The 22450-nt window shown below is 50.9% G+C and carries 19 protein-coding genes and 1 pseudogene; 7 read left to right on the forward strand and 13 right to left on the reverse strand.

Going from position 1 to position 22450, the window contains the following annotated elements; genetic code table 11:
• Nucleotides 1-64: 64 nt before the first annotated feature.
• Complete coding sequence (ytfQ, locus tag D9597_RS04725; protein ID WP_064525873.1) at nt 65-1021, reverse strand: galactofuranose ABC transporter substrate-binding protein YtfQ; 957 nt, start codon at nt 1019-1021, stop codon at nt 65-67.
• Nucleotides 1022-1329: 308 nt separating this feature from the next.
• Between ytfQ and ppa the strand changes: the two genes are divergently transcribed.
• Nucleotides 1330-1860: an inorganic diphosphatase gene (gene ppa / locus D9597_RS04730; protein ID WP_064525871.1), complete on the forward strand. Its 531-nt coding sequence runs from the start codon at nt 1330-1332 to the stop codon at nt 1858-1860.
• Nucleotides 1861-1936: 76 nt separating this feature from the next.
• On the opposite strand, the gene chpB is transcribed toward ppa, so the two are convergent.
• The 5 genes from chpB to tamA all read right to left on the reverse strand — a co-directional run bounded on the left by chpB (nt 1937) and on the right by tamA (nt 8597).
• A complete protein-coding gene (gene chpB, locus D9597_RS04735) occupies nt 1937-2287 on the reverse strand; it encodes an endoribonuclease toxin ChpB (RefSeq protein WP_130221751.1) in 351 nt (116 codons plus the stop codon).
• The gene (locus tag D9597_RS04740; protein ID WP_130221752.1) at nt 2281-2532 is read right to left on the reverse strand and encodes an AbrB/MazE/SpoVT family DNA-binding domain-containing protein; all 252 of its coding nucleotides are present in this window, start codon (nt 2530-2532) and stop codon (nt 2281-2283) included. The genes chpB and D9597_RS04740 overlap by 7 nt, the downstream gene beginning before the upstream one ends.
• A gap of 208 nt (nt 2533-2740) precedes the next feature.
• The gene (locus D9597_RS04745; RefSeq protein WP_130206055.1) at nt 2741-3085 is read right to left on the reverse strand and encodes a gamma-glutamylcyclotransferase; all 345 of its coding nucleotides are present in this window, start codon (nt 3083-3085) and stop codon (nt 2741-2743) included.
• 2 nt (nt 3086-3087) lie between these two features.
• Nucleotides 3088-6867: an autotransporter assembly complex protein TamB gene (tamB, locus tag D9597_RS04750; RefSeq protein WP_130221753.1), complete on the reverse strand. Its 3780-nt coding sequence runs from the start codon at nt 6865-6867 to the stop codon at nt 3088-3090.
• Nucleotides 6864-8597 carry an autotransporter assembly complex protein TamA gene (gene tamA, locus D9597_RS04755; protein WP_130221754.1) on the reverse strand — a complete coding sequence of 578 codons (1734 nt, stop codon included), beginning with the start codon at nt 8595-8597 and terminating at the stop codon, nt 6864-6866. Before tamA ends, tamB begins: the two co-directional genes overlap by 4 nt.
• A gap of 205 nt (nt 8598-8802) precedes the next feature.
• Here tamA and msrA point away from each other — a divergent pair, with 205 nt between their 5' ends.
• Complete coding sequence (gene msrA / locus D9597_RS04760) at nt 8803-9441, forward strand: peptide-methionine (S)-S-oxide reductase MsrA (protein ID WP_130221755.1); 639 nt, start codon at nt 8803-8805, stop codon at nt 9439-9441.
• Nucleotides 9442-9628: 187 nt separating this feature from the next.
• Nucleotides 9629-10984, forward strand: coding sequence for a hemolysin family protein (locus D9597_RS04765; protein ID WP_130206047.1), 1356 nt, complete (start codon nt 9629-9631; stop codon nt 10982-10984).
• Nucleotides 10985-11044: 60 nt separating this feature from the next.
• Here the strand turns inward: D9597_RS04765 and D9597_RS04770 are convergent, their stop codons facing one another.
• The gene (locus tag D9597_RS04770; protein ID WP_000689228.1) at nt 11045-11251 is read right to left on the reverse strand and encodes a DUF1107 domain-containing protein; all 207 of its coding nucleotides are present in this window, start codon (nt 11249-11251) and stop codon (nt 11045-11047) included.
• Between the two features lie 324 nt (nt 11252-11575).
• On the opposite strand from D9597_RS04770, the gene D9597_RS04775 reads away from it, so the two are divergent.
• Complete coding sequence (locus D9597_RS04775) at nt 11576-12133, forward strand: YtfJ family protein (RefSeq protein WP_130216681.1); 558 nt, start codon at nt 11576-11578, stop codon at nt 12131-12133.
• Here D9597_RS04775 and cysQ read toward each other — a convergent pair.
• On the reverse strand, nt 12123-12863 hold the full coding sequence (cysQ, locus tag D9597_RS04780; protein WP_130206045.1) for a 3'(2'),5'-bisphosphate nucleotidase CysQ: 741 nt from the start codon (nt 12861-12863) through the stop codon (nt 12123-12125). The two genes, D9597_RS04775 and cysQ, sit on opposite strands and share 11 nt — an antisense overlap.
• Before the next feature lie 171 nt (nt 12864-13034).
• Between cysQ and cpdB the strand changes: the two genes are divergently transcribed.
• Nucleotides 13035-14978, forward strand: a complete 1944-nt coding sequence (gene cpdB / locus D9597_RS04785) for a 2',3'-cyclic-nucleotide 2'-phosphodiesterase (RefSeq protein WP_130221756.1) — start codon at nt 13035-13037, stop codon at nt 14976-14978.
• Nucleotides 14979-15106: 128 nt separating this feature from the next.
• On the opposite strand, the pseudogene D9597_RS04790 reads toward cpdB, so the two are convergent.
• A pseudogene (locus D9597_RS04790) lies at nt 15107-15214 on the reverse strand (transcriptional regulator); the annotation flags it as partial.
• Between the two features lie 138 nt (nt 15215-15352).
• On the opposite strand from D9597_RS04790, the gene D9597_RS04795 reads away from it, so the two are divergent.
• Nucleotides 15353-16318 (forward strand): DMT family transporter, encoded by a 966-nt coding sequence (locus D9597_RS04795; protein ID WP_130221804.1) that lies wholly within the window; start codon nt 15353-15355, stop codon nt 16316-16318.
• A 107-nt stretch (nt 16319-16425) separates the two neighbouring features.
• A complete protein-coding gene (ytfE, locus tag D9597_RS04800; protein WP_000331456.1) occupies nt 16426-17088 on the forward strand; it encodes an iron-sulfur cluster repair protein YtfE in 663 nt (220 codons plus the stop codon).
• 44 nt (nt 17089-17132) lie between these two features.
• Here the strand turns inward: ytfE and D9597_RS04805 are convergent, their stop codons facing one another.
• From D9597_RS04805 to fklB, 4 genes are all read right to left on the reverse strand, one after another.
• Nucleotides 17133-18626 (reverse strand): hypothetical protein, encoded by a 1494-nt coding sequence (locus D9597_RS04805; protein WP_130221757.1) that lies wholly within the window; start codon nt 18624-18626, stop codon nt 17133-17135.
• A 32-nt stretch (nt 18627-18658) separates the two neighbouring features.
• The gene (locus tag D9597_RS04810) at nt 18659-19822 is read right to left on the reverse strand and encodes a hypothetical protein (RefSeq protein ID WP_130221805.1); all 1164 of its coding nucleotides are present in this window, start codon (nt 19820-19822) and stop codon (nt 18659-18661) included.
• Nucleotides 19823-20088: 266 nt separating this feature from the next.
• Nucleotides 20089-21492, reverse strand: a complete 1404-nt coding sequence (gene cycA / locus D9597_RS04815; protein ID WP_130216689.1) for a D-serine/D-alanine/glycine transporter — start codon at nt 21490-21492, stop codon at nt 20089-20091.
• Nucleotides 21493-21794: 302 nt separating this feature from the next.
• Nucleotides 21795-22415 (reverse strand): FKBP-type peptidyl-prolyl cis-trans isomerase, encoded by a 621-nt coding sequence (gene fklB, locus D9597_RS04820; protein ID WP_064525832.1) that lies wholly within the window; start codon nt 22413-22415, stop codon nt 21795-21797.
• Nucleotides 22416-22450 lie beyond the last annotated feature (35 nt).

Consider the following 22450-nt stretch of genomic DNA (forward strand, 5'->3'; position numbering starts at 1 on the left):
GGATGCGGCGTAAACGCCTTATCCGGCCTACGAGTCGGTATCAGGCATTGATGCCTGATACGTCTCAATACCCCATGTTTTTCTTCTTCTCTAACTCTTCTTTTGCGGTATCAGGCAGGTAAAGGGTGGACTTGGTCAGCGTCAGCTTTTCAGGCATGGTGCCGTCTTTTTTATATTTCTCCAGCGCGTCAAAGGCGGGTCCCGCCATGTTTGGCGTCAGTTCAACGCTGGCGTTCGCTTCGCCATCAATCATCGCTTTGTAGATGTCCGGCACGCCGTCGATAGAGCCTGTCAGGATATCTTTGCCCGGTTTCAGGCCCGCTTCTTTAATTGCCTGAATTGCGCCAATCACCATGTCGTCGTTATGGGCGTAAACCATGCAGATGTTTTTGCCGTTGTTTTCCGCTTTGATAAAGCTCTCCATGACTTCTTTGCCTTTACTGCGGGTGAAGTCACCGGACTGCGAGCGGATTATTTTAATATTTGGCGCATTCTTAATGGCTTCGGCAAAGCCTTTCTTACGGTCAATGGCGACGCTGGCCCCAACGGTGCCCTGTAACTCAACCACGTTACACGGTTTGCCATTGACCTCTTTGACCAGCCAGTCACCGATCAACTTGCCTTCGAGGATGTTGTCGGCGGTGACGGTGGTCATATAGAGAGATTTGTCTTTCACGTCGATGGAACGGTCAAGCAAAAAGACCGGAATTTCGGCTTCCTTTGCTTCTTTCAAAACAGGTTCCCAACCCGTTGCAACCACCGGGGCGATAAAGATGGCATCTACCCCCTGCGCGACAAAGGAACGCACTGCTTTAATCTGGTTTTCCTGCTTTTGCTGACCATCGGCAATTTTCAGTGTGATACCGCGTTTTTCGGCCTCACTTTTCGCCACATTAGTTTCTGCTGCGCGCCAGCCGGATTCGGATCCGACCTGCGAAAATCCTACGGTTAAAGGAGCGGCCAACGCCATAGACGACATGGCTGCCGAGACTGCAGAGACTACAAGTAAGCGTTTCCACATAGGGTTGTCCTCGTCGGGGTGATTATTATTGGTGAAAAGATGTTCGCGAAAAAACTATAGACAATTGGTTCTGTAACAGATTGCGTTACATCACACTTCAAAAAAGTAAATACATCGTTAATCACAAGTTTGTAATCGCTTTCATATCATTATGAAAAATGCGGCTACGGTTATGGATTTTCCAGCTCTGCGAACCGTCTTAAAACTGGCGAAAAAGGAAAATGAGGACGAAAACAAGCGAAGACATTCGGCGCGAGTTGGCTATAATACTCGGCACTTGTTTGCCACATATTTTAAAGGAAACAGACATGAGCTTACTCAACGTCCCTGCGGGTAAAGATCTGCCGGAAGACATCTACGTTGTTATCGAAATCCCGGCTAACGCTGATCCGATCAAATACGAAATCGACAAAGAGAGCGGCGCACTGTTCGTTGACCGCTTCATGTCCACCGCGATGTTCTATCCGTGCAACTACGGCTATATCAACCACACTCTGTCTCTGGACGGTGACCCGGTTGACGTTCTGGTCCCGACTCCGTACCCGCTGCAGCCGGGTTCTGTGATCCGTTGCCGTCCGGTTGGCGTTCTGAAAATGACCGACGAAGCTGGTGAAGATGCGAAACTGGTTGCTGTTCCGCACACCAAACTGAGCAAAGAATACGATCACATCAAAGACGTTAACGATCTGCCGGAGCTGCTGAAAGCTCAGATCGCTCACTTCTTCGAGCACTACAAAGACCTCGAAAAAGGCAAGTGGGTGAAAGTTGAAGGTTGGGAAAACGCAGAAGCCGCTAAAGCTGAAATCGTTGCCTCCTTCGAGCGCGCAAAGAATAAATAAGTTCTTATAGCGCAATAACCCTGAACGCCGGGCTTCGGTTAGTAAGGGTTTTTTTATGCCCGCAATAAATAAACCTTTATTCCACCACCGCCTGCAAACGTAATAACGCTTCTTCCACCACCTCGTCCGCAGCCAGACCAATACGCTTTGCCTGGCGGGCGCGTAAATCCATCATTCGCACCTGATTCACCAATACCGCGCCATACACATCGCCTTCTTCGCAATGTAACGGAACGCTAAATCCGGCATAACGGGCAAAATTTCCGCCCTGAGTAATGGGTGCCACCAACGTCATCCCCAGTTGATTAAAGGCTTGAACGGAGAGTACAAGCGCAGGTCGGCCAGCACCTTGCTGTTCATGGCCGCTTGCTGGATCAAAGCCGACCAGCACAATGTCTCCCCGTTCAAATTCGCTTCGCTTTACCATATTTCGTCACCCGTAGGGGTGGATTTACCCCAGACATCCTGCTCGCTAAGCTCCGGTGCGTTCATGTCGCATTGCGCCAGCAGTTCTTCAAGCGAGTAGCGCTTCGAGACGGGGGTCAAAATCAGTTGGTTGTTGCTCACCTGCGCCTCCACGCTCTGCCCCGGCTGTAAGTTAAGTTCTTTCATTACGATATTGGGAATGATCATACCTGCACTGTTCCCCCATTTTTTTATGGTAATACGCATCTGCACCTCCTTAAGTTATACAAAGTATAACTCACGGTGCTACAGGAAACGTTTTACCCCTGCGCATTTGTGAACACCAGCAGAGATTTTTATGCGTTAACAGATCTGGAAAGCGACTCGGAGAGAAAAGAAACTGGTGGGAAAGTTACAAAACTGATTGCGAGGGGCATCGCAAAAAACAACGCCACCCGAAGGTGGCGTGTTTATATTATGACTGATCCCTGTCTAACCAGTCGCCGCTTTCAATCAGCGTTAATCCATCGACGGGTCGTTGATAAACGTACATCCATGCACTCCCGTACGGCGTCTGAATCAACTGGCGCGCGTATTCACCGCCCCTGGTGCGCAAGGCATCAAGTTCGGCCAGCGTGGCGTTGTCAATACGATAAACTTCACCATGTACCGTTCCGTTTCCCGGAACTGCGCCTGGATAGTGGCCCAGGCTATACAACTGGTAGTTATCGATACTGAAATCGCCCAGCAACTGGGCATTTGTCATCCAGTGGCTGTTGCCTTGTTTGTGACGTAAACTGCCGTAGACAAATATTCGCATAGCTAAAACTCGAACTGATAGAGCAAATCCAGTGCCTGATCTACACCAGACACGGCTTCCAGATATAGCTTCGGCATCAGGCGATAACGTAACGTGAGTGTTGCTATAGAGTCAAATATCCCCACGCCGTATTTCACTTGTAAGCCTGGTAATACATAGCCGCTGACCACCACCTGGGAAGAATCACCAACCCCCTCGGTGTCGAGCGCTAAATTACTTACACCAAATGTCTCGCCGATTTTACCCACAATCTGACCACTTTGCGCAACCCCCAGACCAATCAGCATCGAAGTCATCGCCGCGCTGTCGCTCTGATCGCTCTCCAGCCCTTGTCCACGCAACAAGTAAGACAATGCAGCCTGTTGTGACATCGCCGGGTCAGAGAAGATCTCCGCTTTCGGCTCATCCGCCAGCCCGGTGACACGAACACCAGCGATTACGTCATCTTCTGTAGCATCCGGGTTACGAATGGCTTCGATATTGAGATACGGTTGATCCGGTGGACCAGAGAACAGCAGCTCGCCTTTGCGCACAATCAGATCCTGGCCATATGCATGGAAGCGTCCTTCAGGGATGTTAATTTGCCCGTTCAGGCCCAGCCCTTGTTTGTCCTGTACGACGTTGAGATCGCCCGTCAGCCGCGCCTTCAGGCCAAAGGCATCAATGCGCACGTTATTGCCGACGTGGACAATCAGGTTGCTGTTGATCGGAATTGACGCGGTTTTCGTCTCCTCCGGTTGCAGGTTATCGTTGAGCATCACCACATCGCTTGAGACACCCACCGCACTTTCCGGCAGATCGTGCACCACAATGCGCGCCCACGGTACATCCACGCGACCATCAAGGGTAAACAGGCTTGGTGTCGCTTCGAATACGATGTCAGGCGACACATCCATTCGCACCATCGGTGGTACGGTGATCCGGACCTTACTGCCTTTCGCCGTTACCCGCGCCCGCCAGTTTTCAATCTGGCTCCAGTCAGCATCACCGTTCAGGTAGATGTCACCCTGCTGAGTCCTCACGGTCCCCGCAAGCGTCGAGCGCATACCGTTAAAATTGACCGCAAGCTGACTCGGCTGCATATCAAATGGCATAAAGTTGCCGTCGATATCCACGCCCGTGACCTGTAGCTGACCAAACAGCTGCGGGCTTTGCACATCACCGCCCAGACGTAGGTTAGCGCTCACCATCCCCGCGGCTTTTTCACCACGCGTAAAGATGGGGTTCACCATTGCGAGGTTAAAATTGCGGATGTTGACGTTGCCGCCAAGATTCCGGCGGCCTTGCGGATCGGTCACCTGCACCTGACCATCAAATTGGCCGTTATTGGTCAGACGAATGGTCCAGCCCAGCTCAGCGCGATTATTCCGCAGCTCTGCCGATAGGTTCAGCGTCTGAAACGCCACCGGTAGCGCCGCATCGTTGACGGTTTGCGTCACCTGCACGTTACGCCCCGAAAGAGTGATACTGCCCTGTGGCAGCCCCTCTTTGGTGGTGTCCCAGGCAACGTCCGCTTTACCCGTGAAGATACCGCTGGCCTGAGTAGTTTCCGGCATAAACGGTTTCAGCATGGCCAGGTCGAAGCGGTTGAGATTCACCACCGCACGCCCTTCAGCCCCGGCATCAATGGTTTGCGGCACGCACAGTTCCGCATTCGGGTTAAGCCAGCAGTGTGGCCCAATGCTGATTTTTTGCTCCTGATTGCGGTAGTCCAGCGCGATATCACGCGTCAGCGACCACGGGCCGACCGGCGTCTGGAAGCGGGTATTGCTAAGTGTTCCCTTCCAGCGTTCTTCTTTGCGATCAAAGCTACCCGCCAGGTTCAGTTGACCGGAAACCGGCTCGCCCTGAATCCGCAACTGTAACTCGTGCTGCTTTTCGCTGCCTTTCGCATTCAGAGTGACAAGGTTGATATTCACATCCGGTTGCGAGATTTGCTCAACGCGCACGTCGAGTTTACCCGCAATCTGATCGGTGGATTTGATGTCGCCTTCCACGCGAACCTGCGACACAGAAAGTTCCTGCCAGCGCAAGCCGCGCGCGGTGATATCCGCCAGCAACTGCGGCGCTTCCACCGTACCGCGAACTTTCACCAGCCCTTTCGCTGTACCGCCAAGTCCTGGCAGCGCGTTATCCAGACCAGGCGCGTTGATCGTGGCGTCAAGATTGAGATCTTTCACCCCAAGCTCGCCTTTCACTTCGGCACTGTTTGGCCCCAGTTCCAGATGCAGACCTGGGATCATCCACTGCATATAACTGTTGCCTTTCAGCGTTCCCTCAACGTTCACTTTGTTCTGTTTGACGTTGCCGGTCAGCTTCAACTCCGGCACGTCCATCTGCCAGGTGCCGCCGTACAGGCTACCGCGCGTTTTGATCAAACCATTGAGTTTCGATGGCCAATCCGGGAACTCTTTCACCGTATTAATGCCGTTGAACGTCAATTCGCCGCGCCAACTAATGGCCTGCTGCCAGTCGAGCAGCGCCTTCAGCTCGGTTTTTCCTTCCAGCGCCGCAACGGTGAGTTTATCGAGATTGACCTGCTGTTCATTCCCTTTCGCATCAAGGGTAATGGTCGCTGGCGGGATCTCCTGCCCTTTCACCGCCGTACGCATAGACAGCGTGTAATCGGTCATTTTGCCGGTGAGTTTCAGTTTCAGGTCATCCGCCTGATATTGCTTCTCACCAGTGAACGGCCAGTAAAGTTGTTTGCTGTTCACTTCCACGTTGAGCGGCAATCCAGCTTCCGCCAGCCGCGTCTGGGCGCGTAAATCCATATCCACCGGGCCGGAAAGGTTAACGCCTATCTCCAGCTGTTCGCGCAGCGCGCCGCCCACTTTCAGCTTCACCTTTTCACCTTTCAACGGCTCCACATTCAAAGTGCTGTTGAGGGTGATATCCACCGGCCAGTTGTTAGACAGTTGTGCCGTACCGCTGGCATTGACAATCCCCTGGTTAGAGTCAATATCCAGCGCATCCAGTTTGGTATTGCCGTCGATGCTGCTCACTTTCAGCAGCATGGTGCTCACGGTGATATCCGTGTCGCCTGTCACGCGCAGTTGCTCGCCTTTAAACTCTTCAATGTTCAGGTTGAGCGGCAAATGCACGTCGGTCATTTCCGGCAATACCGGGCGAGAAAAGAGATCTTTCAGCGTTTCGCCGAGCGGCTTTTCCTCCGGCTGCGGATTTTCAATCTTCGGTTCGACCACTTCTTCCTGCGCCACGTCCGCCACTTTCGGCAAGGCAATCAGCAAGCCTTTCAGCGACGTCGGTTTCAGGGTCAGGGTTTTCTCCTGCCAGTTCAGGCCGGAGGTGAAGTCCATCACCGACACCGTGGTGTCATCAATTTTGATGTTGACGTTATCCAGCGCCACACGCGTCAGAGTGATGGGATACGGCGTGGAGAGATCCAGCGGCCCGCTATCCTCCTCTTCTTCAACCTGCTCAGAAGGAGGCATTTTTTTGCTGTCGATGTTGACCTGAATATCTTTCAGCGCCAGATCGTTAACACAAACGCTGCTGTTCCACAGACAATCCAGCCCAACGGCCAGATGCAGATTGCCCGCTTTTACCGCCACGCCAGGCTGCTCATAACGAACGTCAGACAAGGTAAGGTCGCGCCAGCCGCCAGTGACCTTGCCAATGTCCAGCCCAGGCACCCAGCGGTCCGCCGCTTTAAATACCAGATGCAGGCCGCTGGTGGTGCCGACCAGAAATGCCACCGAGCCCAGCAGTAATAAGATGACGATAACCGCGCCGAGGCTGATTTTTTTCCATAAACTCATAATTCTGGCCCCAGACCGATGTAAAACTGTAACCCGTGCTCGTCTTTATCCGCGACCGGTACGGCAAAATCGAGCTTGATCGGCCCGACCGGCGATTCCCAGCGCACGCCGACCCCGGTGCCGGTTTTGAAGTCGCTGCGGCGGATATCACTCACCGCTTCACCGCTATCGACAAACACCGCGCCCCACCATTTTCCGGTCACGTTGTACTGGTACTCCAGTGATCCGGTAATTAGCTTTGATGCCCCTTTCAGGTCACCATTGTCATATTTCGGCGCAATAGATTTGTATTTATAGCCGCGAATGCTGCGGTCGCCCCCGGCGAAGAAACGCAGATCCGGCGGTACTTTGTCGAAGTCACCAGTTTCAATCCAGCCCAACGTGCCGCGCGTAACAAAGCGATGGCGATCGTACAGTGTGCGGATCCAGACGTTCTGTGCCTGGAAAACGGAGAAATCGACATCCGATCCCCAGGCTGTGTTGGAATAGTCGATAGAGTAGCGTTGCGAGTCGCCCCAGGTCGGCATCAGGCCGCCGCGTGATCGCGTCCGGCTAATCATCACTCCTGGATAAAACAGCATTGTGGTGTTAGTAATTTCACCCTGAGTAAAGTGGTCGAGACTCCAGCGTAGGTTAATGGCGCGCTGCCAGCCGCTGGAAAGATCCCAGTAGCGGGAAGCGACCAGGGTAGTGGAATCGGATTCGGTGTCATTCAGGTCAGTACGCTTAAAACCGCCCTGCACCAAATAATATTGTTCTAACGGATTCTTCAGCAGCGGCATTTTATAGCTGAAGTCGAGGGTCTGTTCCGGCGCGGAAATACTGGTACTGGTAGTCAGACTGTGACCGTATGAGTTCATCCACGGCTTTTTCCACGTCGCTTTCACGCGCGGTCCCACGTCCGTAGAGTAACCGACCCCGGTTTCGATGGTGTTTTCTGTTCGCGGCGAAACCACGCCCGTCAACGGTAATACTTTCGTTTCGCGCGCTTTATCAAATTGCGGTGCCACTACTACCGAATTAAACCAGCCAGTCGCGGAAAGGCGACGGTTCAGTTCCGCCAGATCTTTTGACTCGTATTCATCGCCTTCTTTGAACGGTACCAGGTTTTGCAGGTACTCGTCGCGAATTTGCGAACCTTCAAAAGTGACATGCCCAAAGCGGTAACGTTCGCCACTGTTGTAATCAATATCCCAGAAGGCTTTATGCAGGCCGAGCGCAATGCCCAGCTGCGCTTTGGTAAATTCGCTATCGAAATAACCTTTACGCAACGCAATGCTGGTTAAGGACTTTTTGAAATTTTCATAATCGCCCTGGTTTAGCACCGTACCTATAGCCGGGCGAGTATCCAGCAACTTCAAATAGTCTTTATCGGTTCGCGCACCGCCGCGCAAGACAACATCGGTGCCGCCAATCAACACGGGTACACCCGGTGTAACTTTAGCAACCAGCACCTGCCGTCCTTTCTTTGGCGGTGGCTGGAGATCAAATTCAATTGTTGGCTGGTAATAGCCCAGTGCTTTTAGACCTTCCCGAATGGCATCATCAACACGTGCGCGAAAGCGCCGGTCTGGCGTCACTTCATCACTTTGAATCGTAGAAAGCTGTGCACGAACGTTTTTTTCCAGCTGTCCCGATAACCCTTCCACCTGTAGACGGACATTCGCGGCGATGGCAGAACCACTAAAGCAGAGTAAGCTTACACAGCATAACTGTCGGATATAGCGCACATTTTCTCCTGAATATCCTTTATTCCTGCCCCTGGAACTCCGTTAAACGGCTTAACAATAATCCAGCAATATGGATTAAAAAGCAGACTAAACCCAAAATATTACTTATGTTTTACTTTAGACCCATTCACGGGGGTTATTGTGTGCAAATACGTCCCTTGTTACAACCTAAACCCCTATGACCGACTTTCGGGAGAACGACACCATGAGTTTATTTGATAAAAAGCATCTGGTTTCCCCCACCGATGCCCTTCCTGGACGGAATACCCCGATGCCCGTAGCTACGCTGCATGCGGTCAACGGTCACTCAATGACAAATGTGCCTGACGGAATGGAGATCGCCATTTTTGCGATGGGCTGTTTCTGGGGCGTTGAACGCCTTTTCTGGCAACTTCCCGGTGTTTACAGCACTGCCGCAGGCTACACTGGCGGTTACACGCCAAACCCGACTTATCGGGAAGTGTGTTCCGGTGAGACCGGCCACGCCGAAGCGGTGCGAGTGGTTTACGATCCGTCGGTAATCAGCTATGAACAACTGTTGCAGGTTTTCTGGGAAAACCACGATCCTGCACAAGGGATGCGTCAAGGTAATGATCACGGCACGCAGTACCGTTCCGCGATTTACCCGCTGACGCCAGAACAGGATGCCGCCGCCCGCGCAAGTCTGGAACGTTTTCAGGCCGCAATGCTCGCCGCCGATGACGATCGCCAGATAACCACCGAGATTGCTAACGCCACACCGTTCTATTATGCCGAAGATGACCACCAACAGTATCTACATAAAAACCCTTATGGCTATTGCGGAATTGGCGGAATAGGCGTTTGTCTGCCGCCTGAAGTGTAGTATTAAAAGGTGGCCCCAAAGTGAAATGAGACAAAAATTTAACCCTCTGGCGACTTTACAGTACCTTACGCTATACTAGCCTCTGAAAATGCCGGTTCACTCTCTTCGAATCGGCTTTCAATGTGTATTTCACACAAATTAATCAACTTCCCCTTCCGAGGATCTGACCTGAACGGTTAGATAAGATATGTTAAACAGTATTTTAGTCATACTCTGCTTGATCGCTGTAAGTGCGTTCTTCTCGATGTCTGAGATCTCGCTTGCCGCCTCACGCAAAATCAAACTTAAACTGCTGGCTGATGAAGGCAATATAAATGCCCAACGCGTTATGAATATGCAGGAAAATCCCGGCATGTTCTTTACCGTGGTACAAATCGGTCTGAACGCAGTGGCGATTCTCGGCGGTATCGTCGGTGATGCGGCGTTTTCCCCGGCTTTTAACAGCCTGTTCTCCCGCTATATGTCGGCAGAGCTCTCTGAGCAACTGAGCTTTATTCTCTCTTTCTCGTTAGTGACTGGCATGTTTATCCTGTTTGCGGATTTAACCCCGAAACGCATCGGTATGATTGCGCCAGAAGCTGTGGCTTTGCGTATCATCAACCCGATGCGCTTCTGCCTGTACGTCTGCACCCCGCTGGTGTGGTTCTTCAACGGCCTGGCGAACATGATCTTCCGTATCTTTAAACTGCCGATGGTGCGCAAGGATGACATCACTTCCGATGATATTTACGCGGTAGTAGAAGCGGGGGCGCTGGCGGGGGTATTACGTAAACAAGAGCATGAACTGATTGAAAACGTGTTCGAGCTTGAATCCCGTACTGTCCCGTCATCTATGACTCCGCGTGAGAACGTCATCTGGTTCGATCTCCACGAAGACGAGCAAAGTCTGAAGAATAAAGTGGCGGAACATCCGCACTCAAAATTCCTCGTCTGTACTGAAGATATCGACCACATCATCGGCTATGTGGATTCGAAAGATCTGCTTAACCGCGTGCTGGCCAATCAAAGCCTGGCGCTGAACAGTGGCGTCCAAATTCGCAACACGCTGATCGTGCCAGACACGCTGACCCTTTCTGAGGCGCTGGAAAGTTTTAAAACTGCGGGCGAAGACTTTGCAGTAATCATGAATGAATACGCGCTGGTGGTGGGGATAATCACCCTCAACGACGTGATGACCACACTGATGGGCGATCTGGTTGGTCAGGGTCTGGAAGAGCAGATTGTGGCGCGTGATGAGAACTCATGGCTAATCGATGGCGGAACACCGATTGATGACGTGATGCGTGTACTGGATATTGACGAGTTCCCGCAGTCAGGCAATTACGAAACCATTGGCGGCTTTATGATGTTTATGCTGCGTAAGATCCCCAAACGCACTGATTCGGTGAAATTCGCCGGCTACAAATTTGAAGTGGTGGATATCGATAACTACCGCATCGACCAGCTGCTGGTAACGCGGATCGACAGCAAAGCCACCGTCCTTTCGCCAAAACTGACTGACGCTAAAGATAAAGACAAAGATAAAGAAGAAAACGTCGCATAACCTCAGAAACATCAACGGCTCCTGAATCAGGAGCCGTCTTATTACTGCATAGCACTTTGGTTAAGCCATCTCTGTTTGCAGACGCATAACCTGACGGTTTACCTCGGACATCACTGATAAATGCAGTTTATCCTTCACTTTTGGGATAAGAATTTTACCCTTATCAAATTCAAAAGCGCCAACATCCTTGATGTATAACCGTCCACGAAACAGGATCTTCACGTACTTCGCCACTTGCAGTGGGTTGTACCGTTGGAAAATTTTCATTGTTGTCTCCTGCTGAGTATTACGCCTTTGCGGTACCACAATCGGTCCAACTATTATGAGGCGCAAATTTTAATGCCTAATGACTATAGACTACTGCGGTAATGTTTCCAGCCTGTATGAGTTTTTTTACCGTAACGTTACAATTATTCAGAATTATCTTTTCGCCTAATCAGAATCTTTAGTATAAGCATTCATTTTTCATATGATTTGTGCGCTTGTCCGCAAACTGGCATCACACTTGCGGGATTTTCGATAAATAGCACATATGATTAAAAGTCAGACCCAAGTGGTCGGATCACCTGCATATCATAAGAAGGAAACACCATGACTCTACGCAAGATTCTGGCCCTCACCTGCCTGCTGCTGCCGATGATGACCTCCGCACATCAGTTCGAAACCGGCCAGCGAGTACCGCCGATTGGCATTACCGATCGTGGCGAGTTGGTGCTTGATAAAGATCAGTTTAGCTACAAAACCTGGAACAGCGCGCAGTTAGCGGGAAAAGTGCGAGTGCTACAACATATTGCTGGTCGTACGTCAGCCAAAGAGAAAAACGCGACGCTGATAGAAGCGATTAAATCGGCGAAGTTGCCGCACGATCGCTACCAGACCACCACCATTGTCAACACAGATGACGCAATTCCGGGTTCCGGCATGTTTGTGCGCAGCAGTCTGGAAAGTAATAAAAAGCTTTATCCGTGGTCGCAGTTTATTGTCGATAGCAACGGCGTCGCGCGCGGCGCCTGGCAGTTGGATGAAGAGAGTTCTGCCATTGCCGTGCTCGATAAAGACGGCCGTGTGCAATGGGCGAAGGACGGAGCGCTCACCCAGGAAGAGGTGCAGCAAGTGATGGACTTGCTGCATAAGTTGCTCAATAAATAGAAACTCTGAATCCTGGATTCAGGAACGATTCACGCGGGGTATAATCCAGCGGTTTACCCTGCCAATCGTGTACGTGCGCTCCGGCTGCGGCTGCAACAGCGTGGCCGGCGGCAGTGTCCCAAATATTGGTTGGTCCGAAACGTGGGTAGAGCTGCGCCTGCCCTTCCGCCACCAGACAGAATTTCAGCGAAGAGCCAATGGACGTCGTCTGATGTTCGCCAAGCTGTTGCAGATACTCTTTCAGCTCTGCATCCGCATGGGATCGGCTGATGACCACCAGCGGCGGCCGCGCATCGCGTACCTGAATCTGCTTGCGCACGCCGCACTCTTCTTTCCAGGCTTTGCCTTCTGCCGCACTGTACATTACGTTCATTACTGGCGCATACACCACACCTAAAATCGGTTTTCCGTGGTCGATGAGCGCAATATTAACGGTGAATTCGCCGTTACGTTTAATAAACTCTTTAGTGCCATCCAGCGGGTCCACCAGCCAGTAACGCTGCCAGTGCTGACGAACTTCCCAGCCGGGAGGATCTTCTTCAGACAGAACCGGAATATCCGGCGTCAGCGTACGTAAACCGTCCATGATTACGGTATGCGCGGCAATGTCCGCCGCTGTCACCGGTGAGTTATCCGCTTTGCTAACGACGTCCATCGGTTTCGTCCCGTCGTAGACCTGCATAATGGCATCGCCCGCAATCCGTGCGAGTTGACATACTTGTTCTAACATTCTCCACCTCTTTTGTTTCAGTGGTGTTAACTCGTTGTTTTACTTATACCCTATCGTTAAAGAATCCGCCAACTGTGATGGCGTCATCGTTTCCTGATTTATTATTTATGGCATCCTTCAACGCTCTGTATGAAAGACGTTTCATCTACTCATTCATAAAAGGATGCCCAGATGGTTAAGTTTAGTGCAACGCTCCTTGCTACGCTGATTGCCGCCAGTGTGAATGCGGCAACAGTCGATCTCCGCATAATGGAAACCTCTGATTTGCATAGCAATATGATGGATTTCGATTATTACAAAGACTCCGCCACAGAAAAATTCGGACTGGTTCGTACTGCGAGTCTGATTAATGACGCGCGTAATGAAGTGAAAAACAGCGTGCTGGTCGATAACGGCGATTTGATTCAGGGGAGTCCGCTGGCAGATTACATGTCGGCGAAAGGATTAAAAGCAGGTGATGTTCATCCGGTTTATAAGGCGCTGAATACGCTGGATTATACGGTCGGCACACTCGGCAATCATGAATTTAACTACGGTCTGGATTACCTGAAAAATGCGCTGGCAGGGGCGAAATTCCCTTATATAAACGCCAACGTCATTGACGCTAAGACCAAACAGCCCATGTTTACGCCGTATTTAATTAACGACACCGAAGTGGTCGATAAAGACGGGAAAAAACAGACGCTGAAGATTGGCTACATCGGCGTCGTGCCACCGCAGATTATGAGCTGGGATAAAGCCAATTTATCCGGCAAAGTCACCGTTAACGATATTACTGAAACAGTGCGCAAGTACGTACCAGAAATGCGCGAGAAAGGGGCCGATATTGTTGTCGTTCTGGCTCATTCTGGTTTGTCTGCCGATCCGTATAAAGTGATGGCGGAAAACTCGGTTTATTATCTCAGTGAAATTCCGGGCGTTGACGCCATTATGTTTGGCCATGCTCACGCCGTCTTCCCGAGTAAAGATTTTGCCGATATTAAAGGCGCGGATATTGCCAAAGGTACGCTGAACGGCGTTCCGGCGGTAATGCCTGGCATGTGGGGCGATCATCTGGGCGTGGTTGATCTGCAACTCAATAATGACAGCGGGAAATGGCAGGTGACGCAGGCCAAAGCCGAAGCACGGCCTATTTACGATATCACCAATAAAAAATCTCTCGCCGCAGAAGACAGTCAACTGGTAGAAACGCTAAAGGCCGATCACGACGCCACACGCCAGTTTGTCAGCAAACCGATCGGTAAATCTGCCGACAATATGTATAGCTATCTGGCGCTGGTGCAGGATGATCCGACCGTGCAGGTGGTGAACAACGCGCAAAAAGCGTATGTCGAACATTACATTCAGGGCGATCCCGATCTGGCAAAACTGCCCGTGCTCTCTGCTGCCGCGCCGTTTAAAGTCGGTGGGCGTAAGAACGACCCTGCCAGCTATGTCGAAGTGGAAAAAGGCCAGTTGACCTTCCGTAATGCCGCCGATCTCTATCTCTATCCCAATACGCTTATCGTGGTGAAAGCCAGTGGTAAAGAGGTGAAAGAGTGGCTGGAGTGCTCCGCCGGGCAGTTTAACCAGATTGATCCTAACAGCACGAAACCACAGTCACTCATCAACTGGGATGGTTTCCGCACCTATAACTTTGATGTGATTGATGGCGTGAATTATCAGATTGATGTTACCCAGCCCGCCCGCTATGACGGTGAATGTCAGGTGGTTAATGCCAATGCAGAGCGGATTAAGAACCTGACTTTTAACGGTAAACCCATTGATCCGAATGCCATGTTCCTCGTTGCCACCAATAATTATCGCGCTTACGGCGGCAAATTTGCCGGAACAGGTGATAGCCATATTGCCTTTGCTTCACCGGATGAGAACCGCTCGGTACTGGCAGCGTGGATTGCTGAAGAGTCTAAACGTGCGGGAGAAATCCACCCGGCGGCAGATAACAACTGGCGCCTAGCGCCGATTGCTGGCGATAAGAAACTGGATATCCGTTTCGAAACTTCCCCGTCAGATAAAGCCGCAGCATTTATTAAAGAGAAAGGGCTGTACCCGATGAATAAAGTCGCGACCGATGATATCGGCTTTGCGATTTATCAGGTGGATTTGAGTAAGTAAAACACTTCTTTTTCGGCCTATAAATGATCAACCGCATCCGGCATTTATTGGCGGATGCGATGCTGACGCATCTTATCCGCCCTACAAGCCATGAACCGTAGACCGGATAAGCGCTGCGCATCCGGCTGTTATGTCGCTCGTTCATCTCGCACCGCCAACACCTCGGGCAAATTCAACTCAATCCAGTCCGCCAGTACAGCAACCTTTTCGCTCACCTGCTCGCCCAGCGGCGTTACTCGCGACGTCCGGTTAATGTTAATAACTAGTTAATTAAAGTGGCATCCTCCCGCATCCTCTCGGATAATGACGGGATGCCGGGAACGACCACGTCTGTTCCCTGAATATTTCTTCTGACAGATCAATGGATGCCAGTAATGATTAGCGGCGTGCTGTACGCCCTGTTAGCAGGGTTGATGTGGGGGCTTATTTTTGTCGGGCCGTTGATCGTACCGGAATACCCGGCGATGTTGCAGTCGATGGGGCGTTATCTGGCGTTAGGATTAATTGCGCTGCCCATTGCCTGGCTGGGGCGCGTGCGTCTGCGTCAGTTGGCGCGTCGCGACTGGCTTACCGCCTTGATGCTCACCATGATGGGCAACCTTATCTATTACTTCTGCCTCTCCAGCGCCATTCAGCGTACCGGCGCACCTGTTTCCACGATGATTATCGGCACTCTGCCGGTGGTGATTCCCGTCTTCGCCAATCTGCTGTACAGCCAGCGCGACGGCAAACTCGCATGGGGAAAACTCGCCCCGGCGCTGGTTTGTATTGGCATCGGCCTGGCGTGTGTGAATATTGCTGAGTTAAACCACGGACTCCCCGATTTTGACTGGGCGCGTTATACCTCAGGCATCGTGCTGGCGTCAGTCTCTGTAGTCTGTTGGGCGTGGTATGCCCTGCGCAACGCCCGCTGGCTGCGGGAAAACCCCGACAAACATCCGATGATGTGGGCGACGGCGCAGGCGCTGGTCACGCTGCCGGTTTCTCTCATCGGCTATGTTGTCGCTTGTTACTGGCTGAATACGCAAACGCCGCAATTCTCCCTACCTTTTGGTCCCCGTCCGCTGGTGTTTATTAGCCTGATGATTGCGATTGCCGTGCTTTGCTCATGGGTCGGTGCACTCTGCTGGAACGTCGCCAGCCAGCGATTACCGACAGTGATTCTCGGGCCGCTGATTGTTTTCGAAACGCTGGCAGGTTTGCTGTACACCTTTTTACTCCGCCAGCAAATGCCGCCGCTGATGACGTTGAGCGGTATCGCGCTGTTAGTGGTTGGCGTGGTCATTGCAGTCAGAGCAAAACCAGAAAAACCTTTAACTGAATCTGTCTCAGAAAGTTGACATGCTGGCAGTGAGTTAAATAAGCCTCTGCTACGTAAGGGTTATAGCTTTTGCCTTAAAGATGCATTTAAAATACATCTTATATTATTAAGAATGAGGTATCAGCTATGGCTTATCGCGACCAACCTTTAGGTGAACTGGCGCTCTCTATTCCTCGCGCTTCGGCTCTGTTTCGTAAATATGATATGGATTACTGCTGCGGCGGTAAGCAGACGCTGGCTCGTGCTGCGGCACGTAAAGAGCTGGATGTTGAGGTCATTGAAGCTGAGCTGGCAAAGCTTGCTGAACAACCGATTGAGAAAGACTGGCGTAGCGCCCCACTGGCGGAAATCATCGACCATATCATCGTGCGCTACCACGATCGTCACCGCGAGCAACTGCCGGAGCTGATCCTGCAAGCGACCAAAGTAGAGCGCGTTCACGCCGACAAACCGAGCGTGCCAAAAGGGCTGACAAAATACCTGACCATGCTGCATGAAGAGCTTTCCAGCCACATGATGAAAGAAGAGCAGATCCTCTTCCCGATGATCAAACAAGGCATGGGCAGCCAGGCAATGGGGCCAATCAGCGTGATGGAAAGCGAGCACGATGAAGCGGGTGAACTGCTGGAAGTAATCAAACACACTACCAATAACGTCACACCGCCGCCGGAAGCCTGCACCACCTGGAAAGCGATGTATAACGGTATTAATGAACTGATTGATGACCTGATGGATCACATCAGTCTGGAAAACAATGTGCTGTTCCCACGCGCGCTGGCGGGTGAGTAATTTGTTCGATCAACGATCCTGACATGGGCAGGATCGTTGATTATTCAGTCATTCAGTGGAAGTAATTCATTGTTGTAACTGGTGTACATACCTTCAACGGTAAGCAAACTGCCGTTTTTATCAAGATGCGCCGCATTGAGTTGTCGAGTCTCATTACGCCGCTTCGCATCACGTACCAGCCCATCGCCTACGTAATAAATATAGTGGTCATCATGAGCAAAGGTATCTGATAATTGACCATTGGCGTCTTTAAACCACGTCCATTGACCTTTCAGTTCAAAATACTCAACCGTGTCTTCAGCAATAAAATACGTATAGCGATCGTCATGTGCTAAATAATTTAATGGTGTGCCATCGGGGCTTTTAAACCACTGCCATTGTCCATTAATATCAAAAATAGTCACATCATCGCTCGCGATGAAATAAACTTTATTCCCTACAATATTAACGCCTTCCTGTAATTCTTGTTTCGGGTCGGGTAAATGAATAACCGAAAGCGTTTTTTCGACCCCAGAAACATACTTCACCAGATAGAGCGAATCTTTATATTGCGCCACATTATCCGTCAGGGGGCGAAAATATTCCGGATCAACATCAGGAATGGTCGCAACCCGGCAGTCATTGGCACGCCTGGAAGCATCTCGGGTCATCCAGGTTACTTTATCCCGCTGTAGGTCAAACGTACTCCGGCAATCTTTACCGAACGAATAACGTTTTTCCCCATCTTTATCGCGATAAATCAGCAGGGAACCGGCTCTCCAGCGCACAATCTGAAAGGTATCCGGATCGGCGTTGATGGCATCTCCGTTGACAAAGACCTGCGATTTGGTCCGCCAGATGGTATCCCAGGGTCCTGGATTACTTTTGCTTTCGCAGCTATTGGGGGAATAAATAATGGGACGACGTGTCCAGGATTTAACGCCAAGAATAGAATACCCTTGCGCACTGCCCAGCCAGCGCCCCTGAAAGTAAATATTGCGACGATCTTTCAATACATCTGCGGAATCACCTGCGTAAATTATCCCTCCCACCTGTTGCAGTGAATCCATATCAACCTGCTTTTCGCCGCGGTTATCATCCGTGCGTTCACCATCAAAATAGAGGCTGTCTTTATCGGCAGCAAAACGCCCCCAGGCGCGGAATGTTGCGGCATCGACTTTCGGTGTTCCCGGCGGGTTCTGGACTATTTTCCCAGCCCATAAAATATGGCGGCCATCAGTCAACCAGTCGAAACGCCAGCCGCCATTTGACCGATAGCCAGAAAAGGGAGCCACCCGCACAAAATCATTATTGATATCATCTGGAGAATCATATTTTCCATCAGTGCCGTCAGCTACGCGGCGTAACTGTTTGAACTTCACCTGCGGCAAATGAATATCCGGAAAATCGATACCGTAACCGTCACTATCTTCAACGATATATTTTGTTCCTTGCCCCCACGGCTGGTAGTAAAACGCGGCATAAGGTACGCCGGAGCAGGCCATTGAAGCGGTTGAAAATAAAGCCAGTACGAGACAAACGGGTTTAATTGGCAACATAGCATCATCCTGAAGCTGTTAGTGTGAAGAGGTTATTTAAATAAGGGTTTCAGACCGCTCGGAGGTTGCTTCACCGTTGACCATTCTGCTGAAATGGGGTTGTAACGCAGCCATTTAGTTTGCTCGTAGTGTCTTCCGTCAATTGTGGTTAATCCACCAAGTTGGTGACTGTAGAGTTGCCCGTCTGTGGTGATATACATGTAGCCAGTTACCATGCTTCCTCTCTCCAATAGTTCAGAAACATCCTCTGGCCTGGGCATTATCAGTTCACCTTCACCTAATGTATTGGTTTTAACCTTATAGAATTGAGCTTTGTAATAGCCTACCGACCAGGTTAATAAGGTAAATTTTTCCGGATCTACTCCCGCCAATGTTTCATAAACACAATCACTCCCCGCTGGCGTTGCTTCTTGTTTAAGCCAGGACACAGTCTTCAAACCAATTTTAAATGACGCACAGCTGTGACCGATATCCTCAAGCTCATAGTCATGCTCACCGCTTTTATCGCGATAAACCAACCGTTCGCCAGGCATCCAACGTTTAATCTGAAAGGTTTTGCGATCGGCGGGCAGCGGCTTGCCATTAACAATCACCTGCGAATTTGTCAGCACAACAAATTGCAGAGCTGAATCATGCCGCTCGATTTGAAATCCATCGGCATGACCCAGCCAGCGACCTTTATGCCAAAGACTATTTTTATCACGCAGTAAATTCCAGATGTCCGTCTCTTCCAGCGTTGACATATCCACCTGCTTATCGCCGCTATTATCATCGGTACGCTGACCGTCAAAATAGATACTGCGTTTATCAGCAGCGAAAGCACCGAATGCCTGGAAACTGGCGGCATCGACATTAGGTTCACCGGATGGATTTTTCAGGACTTTGCCTGCCCAAAGAACAGAGCGTCCATCGGTGAGCCAGGTATGCTGGCAATTATTCCGATCATCGCAGTCGAACTTATCGGGATTAAAATCGGACAGTAAGCGGGTTTCTTGGTTATTGGCTAAATTGGCAATACGCCAGAGGCGGGAAAAATTAACGTCCGGCAGTTCGGAGAGGATCTCATCTTTTTCTCCCTTCTGTTCGGCAACATAAACCGTGCCTTTCTCCTGCTGGCGGTAATAAAAATCTGCGCCCCAGGAAGGTGAAATGAAGAGAGGTAATGCGGCGATTAATAACCAACTGTGCTTAGCCATAGTGAACTCTGCAATGAGTGGCAAAGATCCACGGTAAGCCCGCGCCTGAGAGCTGTCGATGACGGGAAGTATTTTTAGGAATGTATAAAGACAAAGGAGATTGCTGACAAAGTGTGCTTTGTTCATGCCGGATGCGACGTAAACGCCTTATCCGGCCTACAAAAGCACGCAAATTCAATATATTGCAGAGGTTCTGTAGGCCTGATAAGCGTAGCGCATCAGGCAATTTTGCAGCCTGAAAGACACCCGCAGGTGCCTTAGCGGCATTACTTCGCCATGCGTTTTTTACCAATAAACAGCCAGCCCAGCCCCAGCGCGATAAACCACAGTGGGGTAACCAGCAGCGCCTGGCGGGTGTCATCTTCCAGCGTCAGCAGCACGATGACGAACACAAAGAACGCCATACATACCCAGCACATCAGCTTGCCGAGCGGCATCTTGTAGATTGACTTCTCATGCAGGTGCGGACGCTGTTTGCGATACACCAGGTACGAGCAAAGGATAATCGTCCAGACGAACATAAACAGAATCGCGGAAACGGTTGTAATCATCGTGAACGCGCCAATCACGCTAGGATTCACGTACAACATCACCACGCCGCCGAGCAGACAGATACAAGAGAAGGTCAGCCCTTTCGCGGGTACGGCGCGTTTAGAGAGTTTAGCGAACGCTTTCGGCGCAACACCTTCCTGAGCCAGACCAAACAGCATGCGACTGGTAGAGAAGACGCCACTGTTAGCGGAAGAAGCCGCAGACGTCAGCACCACAAAGTTGATCACGCTGGCAGCAGCAGGCAGACCCACCAACACGAACAGTTCAACAAACGGGCTTTTATCCGGGACTACCGAACTCCACGGCGTCACGGACATAATCACAATCAGCGCGAAGACGTAGAACATAATGATGCGGATCGGAATAGAGTTAATTGCACGCGGCAGTGATTTCTCTGGATCTTTGGTTTCCGCAGCAGTAGTACCTACCAGCTCAATCCCCACGAAAGCGAAAACCGCTATCTGGAATCCGGCAAAGAAGCCGCTTAAGCCTTTCGGGAACCAGCCGCCGTCATTCCACAGATGCGCAAATGACGCTTCCACACCGGTCGGTGACTGAAAGTGCATCGCCACCATGACCAGGCCGACGACAATCAGCGACACAATGGCGACGATTTTGATCATCGCAAACCAGAACTCCATCTCACCGAACATTTTCACGGTGGCGAGGTTCAGGGTCAGCAACAGCACTATCACCGCCAACGAGGCGACCCAGTCAGATAGCCCCGGAAACCAGAACTGCGCATAAGCCGTGATGGCAACCACATCCGCCATACCGGTAACCACCCAGCAGAACCAATAAGTCCAGCCAGTGAAATATCCTGCCCACGGCCCTAATAAATCGGAAGCGAAGTCACTAAAAGATTTGTATTCCAGATTCGAAAGCAGCAATTCCCCCATTGCCCGCATCACGAAAAAGAGCATAAAACCGATGATCATATAAACGAAAATGATCGACGGCCCGGCAAGACTGATTGTTTTACCGGATCCCATAAACAACCCCGTACCAATGGCGCCGCCAATGGCAATAAGCTGAATATGCCGGTTTGTGAGATTGCGCCGTAGCGACTGTTCAGCCGGAGCCTGATCATCGGCAACGACTTTTACCTGATCTACCATGTTTTTTTCTTCCTGTCTGTGTTGTTCAGGCTCTGCGGCCTTTAGTCAGTCTATGATACGACGAATCTGTATCGGGACTCATCGATATTAGGAAACAATACGTGGGATGAATACTAAGATTTAGATCTAATGTTAATTTTATGTTTAAAGTGAGTGTCATATCACGGTGATAACGCGAAACAGCTCACAAAAATACACGCTTACGGAGCGTTTGCAACACAAAATATCGCCGATTGGCAAACTGAAGGGTTTATTGCTAAATGCCTGCTCCCCTCTGGCTCGAGGGGAACAGAATACGCTGCTTAGAGGATTTCCAGCAGCTCGACTTCAAACACCAGGGTGCTGAACGGAGGGATGGACGCGCCAGCGCCGCGCTCGCCATAGGCCAGTTCCTGCGGGATAGTCAGTTCCCACTTAGAACCTACTGGCATCAGAGTCAGTGCTTCAATCCAGCCAGGGATCACGCCGTTCACCGGGAATTCAGCCGGTTCGCCACGAGCAACAGAGCTGTCAAATACAGTGCCGTCGATCAATTTACCAGTGTAATGAACGCGAACGCGGTCGGTACGGGCAGGAATTGCGCCCTCGCCCTGGTTGATCACGCGGAATTGCAGGCCGGATTCGGTGCTGTTCACGCCTTCTTTTTTAGCGTTTTCTTCAAGATATTTCACACCTTCAGCAGCCATCGACTGGAAACGCTGACGACGAACAGCATCGGCACGTTCATGGATTTCACGCAGCGCGCGGTGCACCACATCAACCGGAACTGCCGGATGTTTGCCTTCCAGCGCGTCGGCAATACCTGCAACCAGCGCTTCTGGCAGCAGCCCTTCCAGACCAGATTCACTCAGTTGTTGCCCTACCTGCAAACCAATGCCGTAGCTTGCTTGCGCTTCGATGGTGTCAAAAGTTGGGGTGGTCATCGTATTTCCTTCCTCAGGGTATAAAGTAACGGGCA

Origin of the sequence: Escherichia sp. E13S3 (assembly GCF_004212325.1) — a bacterium.
Classification (GTDB): Bacteria; Pseudomonadota; Gammaproteobacteria; order Enterobacterales; family Enterobacteriaceae; genus Escherichia.

What these genes read in the sequence shown, in the direction of transcription:
- D9597_RS04775 (WP_130216681.1), top strand. Translation starts at nt 11,576, where the DNA reads ATGACTCTACGCAAGATTCTGGCCCTCACCTGCCTGCTGCTGCCGATG.
- D9597_RS04765 (WP_130206047.1), top strand. Translation starts at nt 9,629, where the DNA reads ATGTTAAACAGTATTTTAGTCATACTCTGCTTGATCGCTGTAAGTGCG.
- D9597_RS04745 (WP_130206055.1), bottom strand. Translation starts at nt 3,085, where the DNA reads ATGCGAATATTTGTCTACGGCAGTTTACGTCACAAACAAGGCAACAGC.
- cpdB (WP_130221756.1), top strand. Translation starts at nt 13,035, where the DNA reads ATGGTTAAGTTTAGTGCAACGCTCCTTGCTACGCTGATTGCCGCCAGT.
- chpB (WP_130221751.1), bottom strand. Translation starts at nt 2,287, where the DNA reads ATGGTAAAGCGAAGCGAATTTGAACGGGGAGACATTGTGCTGGTCGGC.
- D9597_RS04740 (WP_130221752.1), bottom strand. Translation starts at nt 2,532, where the DNA reads ATGCGTATTACCATAAAAAAATGGGGGAACAGTGCAGGTATGATCATT.
- cycA (WP_130216689.1), bottom strand. Translation starts at nt 21,492, where the DNA reads ATGGTAGATCAGGTAAAAGTCGTTGCCGATGATCAGGCTCCGGCTGAA.
- D9597_RS04810 (WP_130221805.1), bottom strand. Translation starts at nt 19,822, where the DNA reads ATGGCTAAGCACAGTTGGTTATTAATCGCCGCATTACCTCTCTTCATT.
- ppa (WP_064525871.1), top strand. Translation starts at nt 1,330, where the DNA reads ATGAGCTTACTCAACGTCCCTGCGGGTAAAGATCTGCCGGAAGACATC.
- D9597_RS04805 (WP_130221757.1), bottom strand. Translation starts at nt 18,626, where the DNA reads ATGTTGCCAATTAAACCCGTTTGTCTCGTACTGGCTTTATTTTCAACC.
- ytfQ (WP_064525873.1), bottom strand. Translation starts at nt 1,021, where the DNA reads ATGTGGAAACGCTTACTTGTAGTCTCTGCAGTCTCGGCAGCCATGTCG.
- D9597_RS04770 (WP_000689228.1), bottom strand. Translation starts at nt 11,251, where the DNA reads ATGAAAATTTTCCAACGGTACAACCCACTGCAAGTGGCGAAGTACGTG.
- cysQ (WP_130206045.1), bottom strand. Translation starts at nt 12,863, where the DNA reads ATGTTAGAACAAGTATGTCAACTCGCACGGATTGCGGGCGATGCCATT.
- fklB (WP_064525832.1), bottom strand. Translation starts at nt 22,415, where the DNA reads ATGACCACCCCAACTTTTGACACCATCGAAGCGCAAGCAAGCTACGGC.
- D9597_RS04795 (WP_130221804.1), top strand. Translation starts at nt 15,353, where the DNA reads ATGATTAGCGGCGTGCTGTACGCCCTGTTAGCAGGGTTGATGTGGGGG.
- tamB (WP_130221753.1), bottom strand. Translation starts at nt 6,867, where the DNA reads ATGAGTTTATGGAAAAAAATCAGCCTCGGCGCGGTTATCGTCATCTTA.
- ytfE (WP_000331456.1), top strand. Translation starts at nt 16,426, where the DNA reads ATGGCTTATCGCGACCAACCTTTAGGTGAACTGGCGCTCTCTATTCCT.
- msrA (WP_130221755.1), top strand. Translation starts at nt 8,803, where the DNA reads ATGAGTTTATTTGATAAAAAGCATCTGGTTTCCCCCACCGATGCCCTT.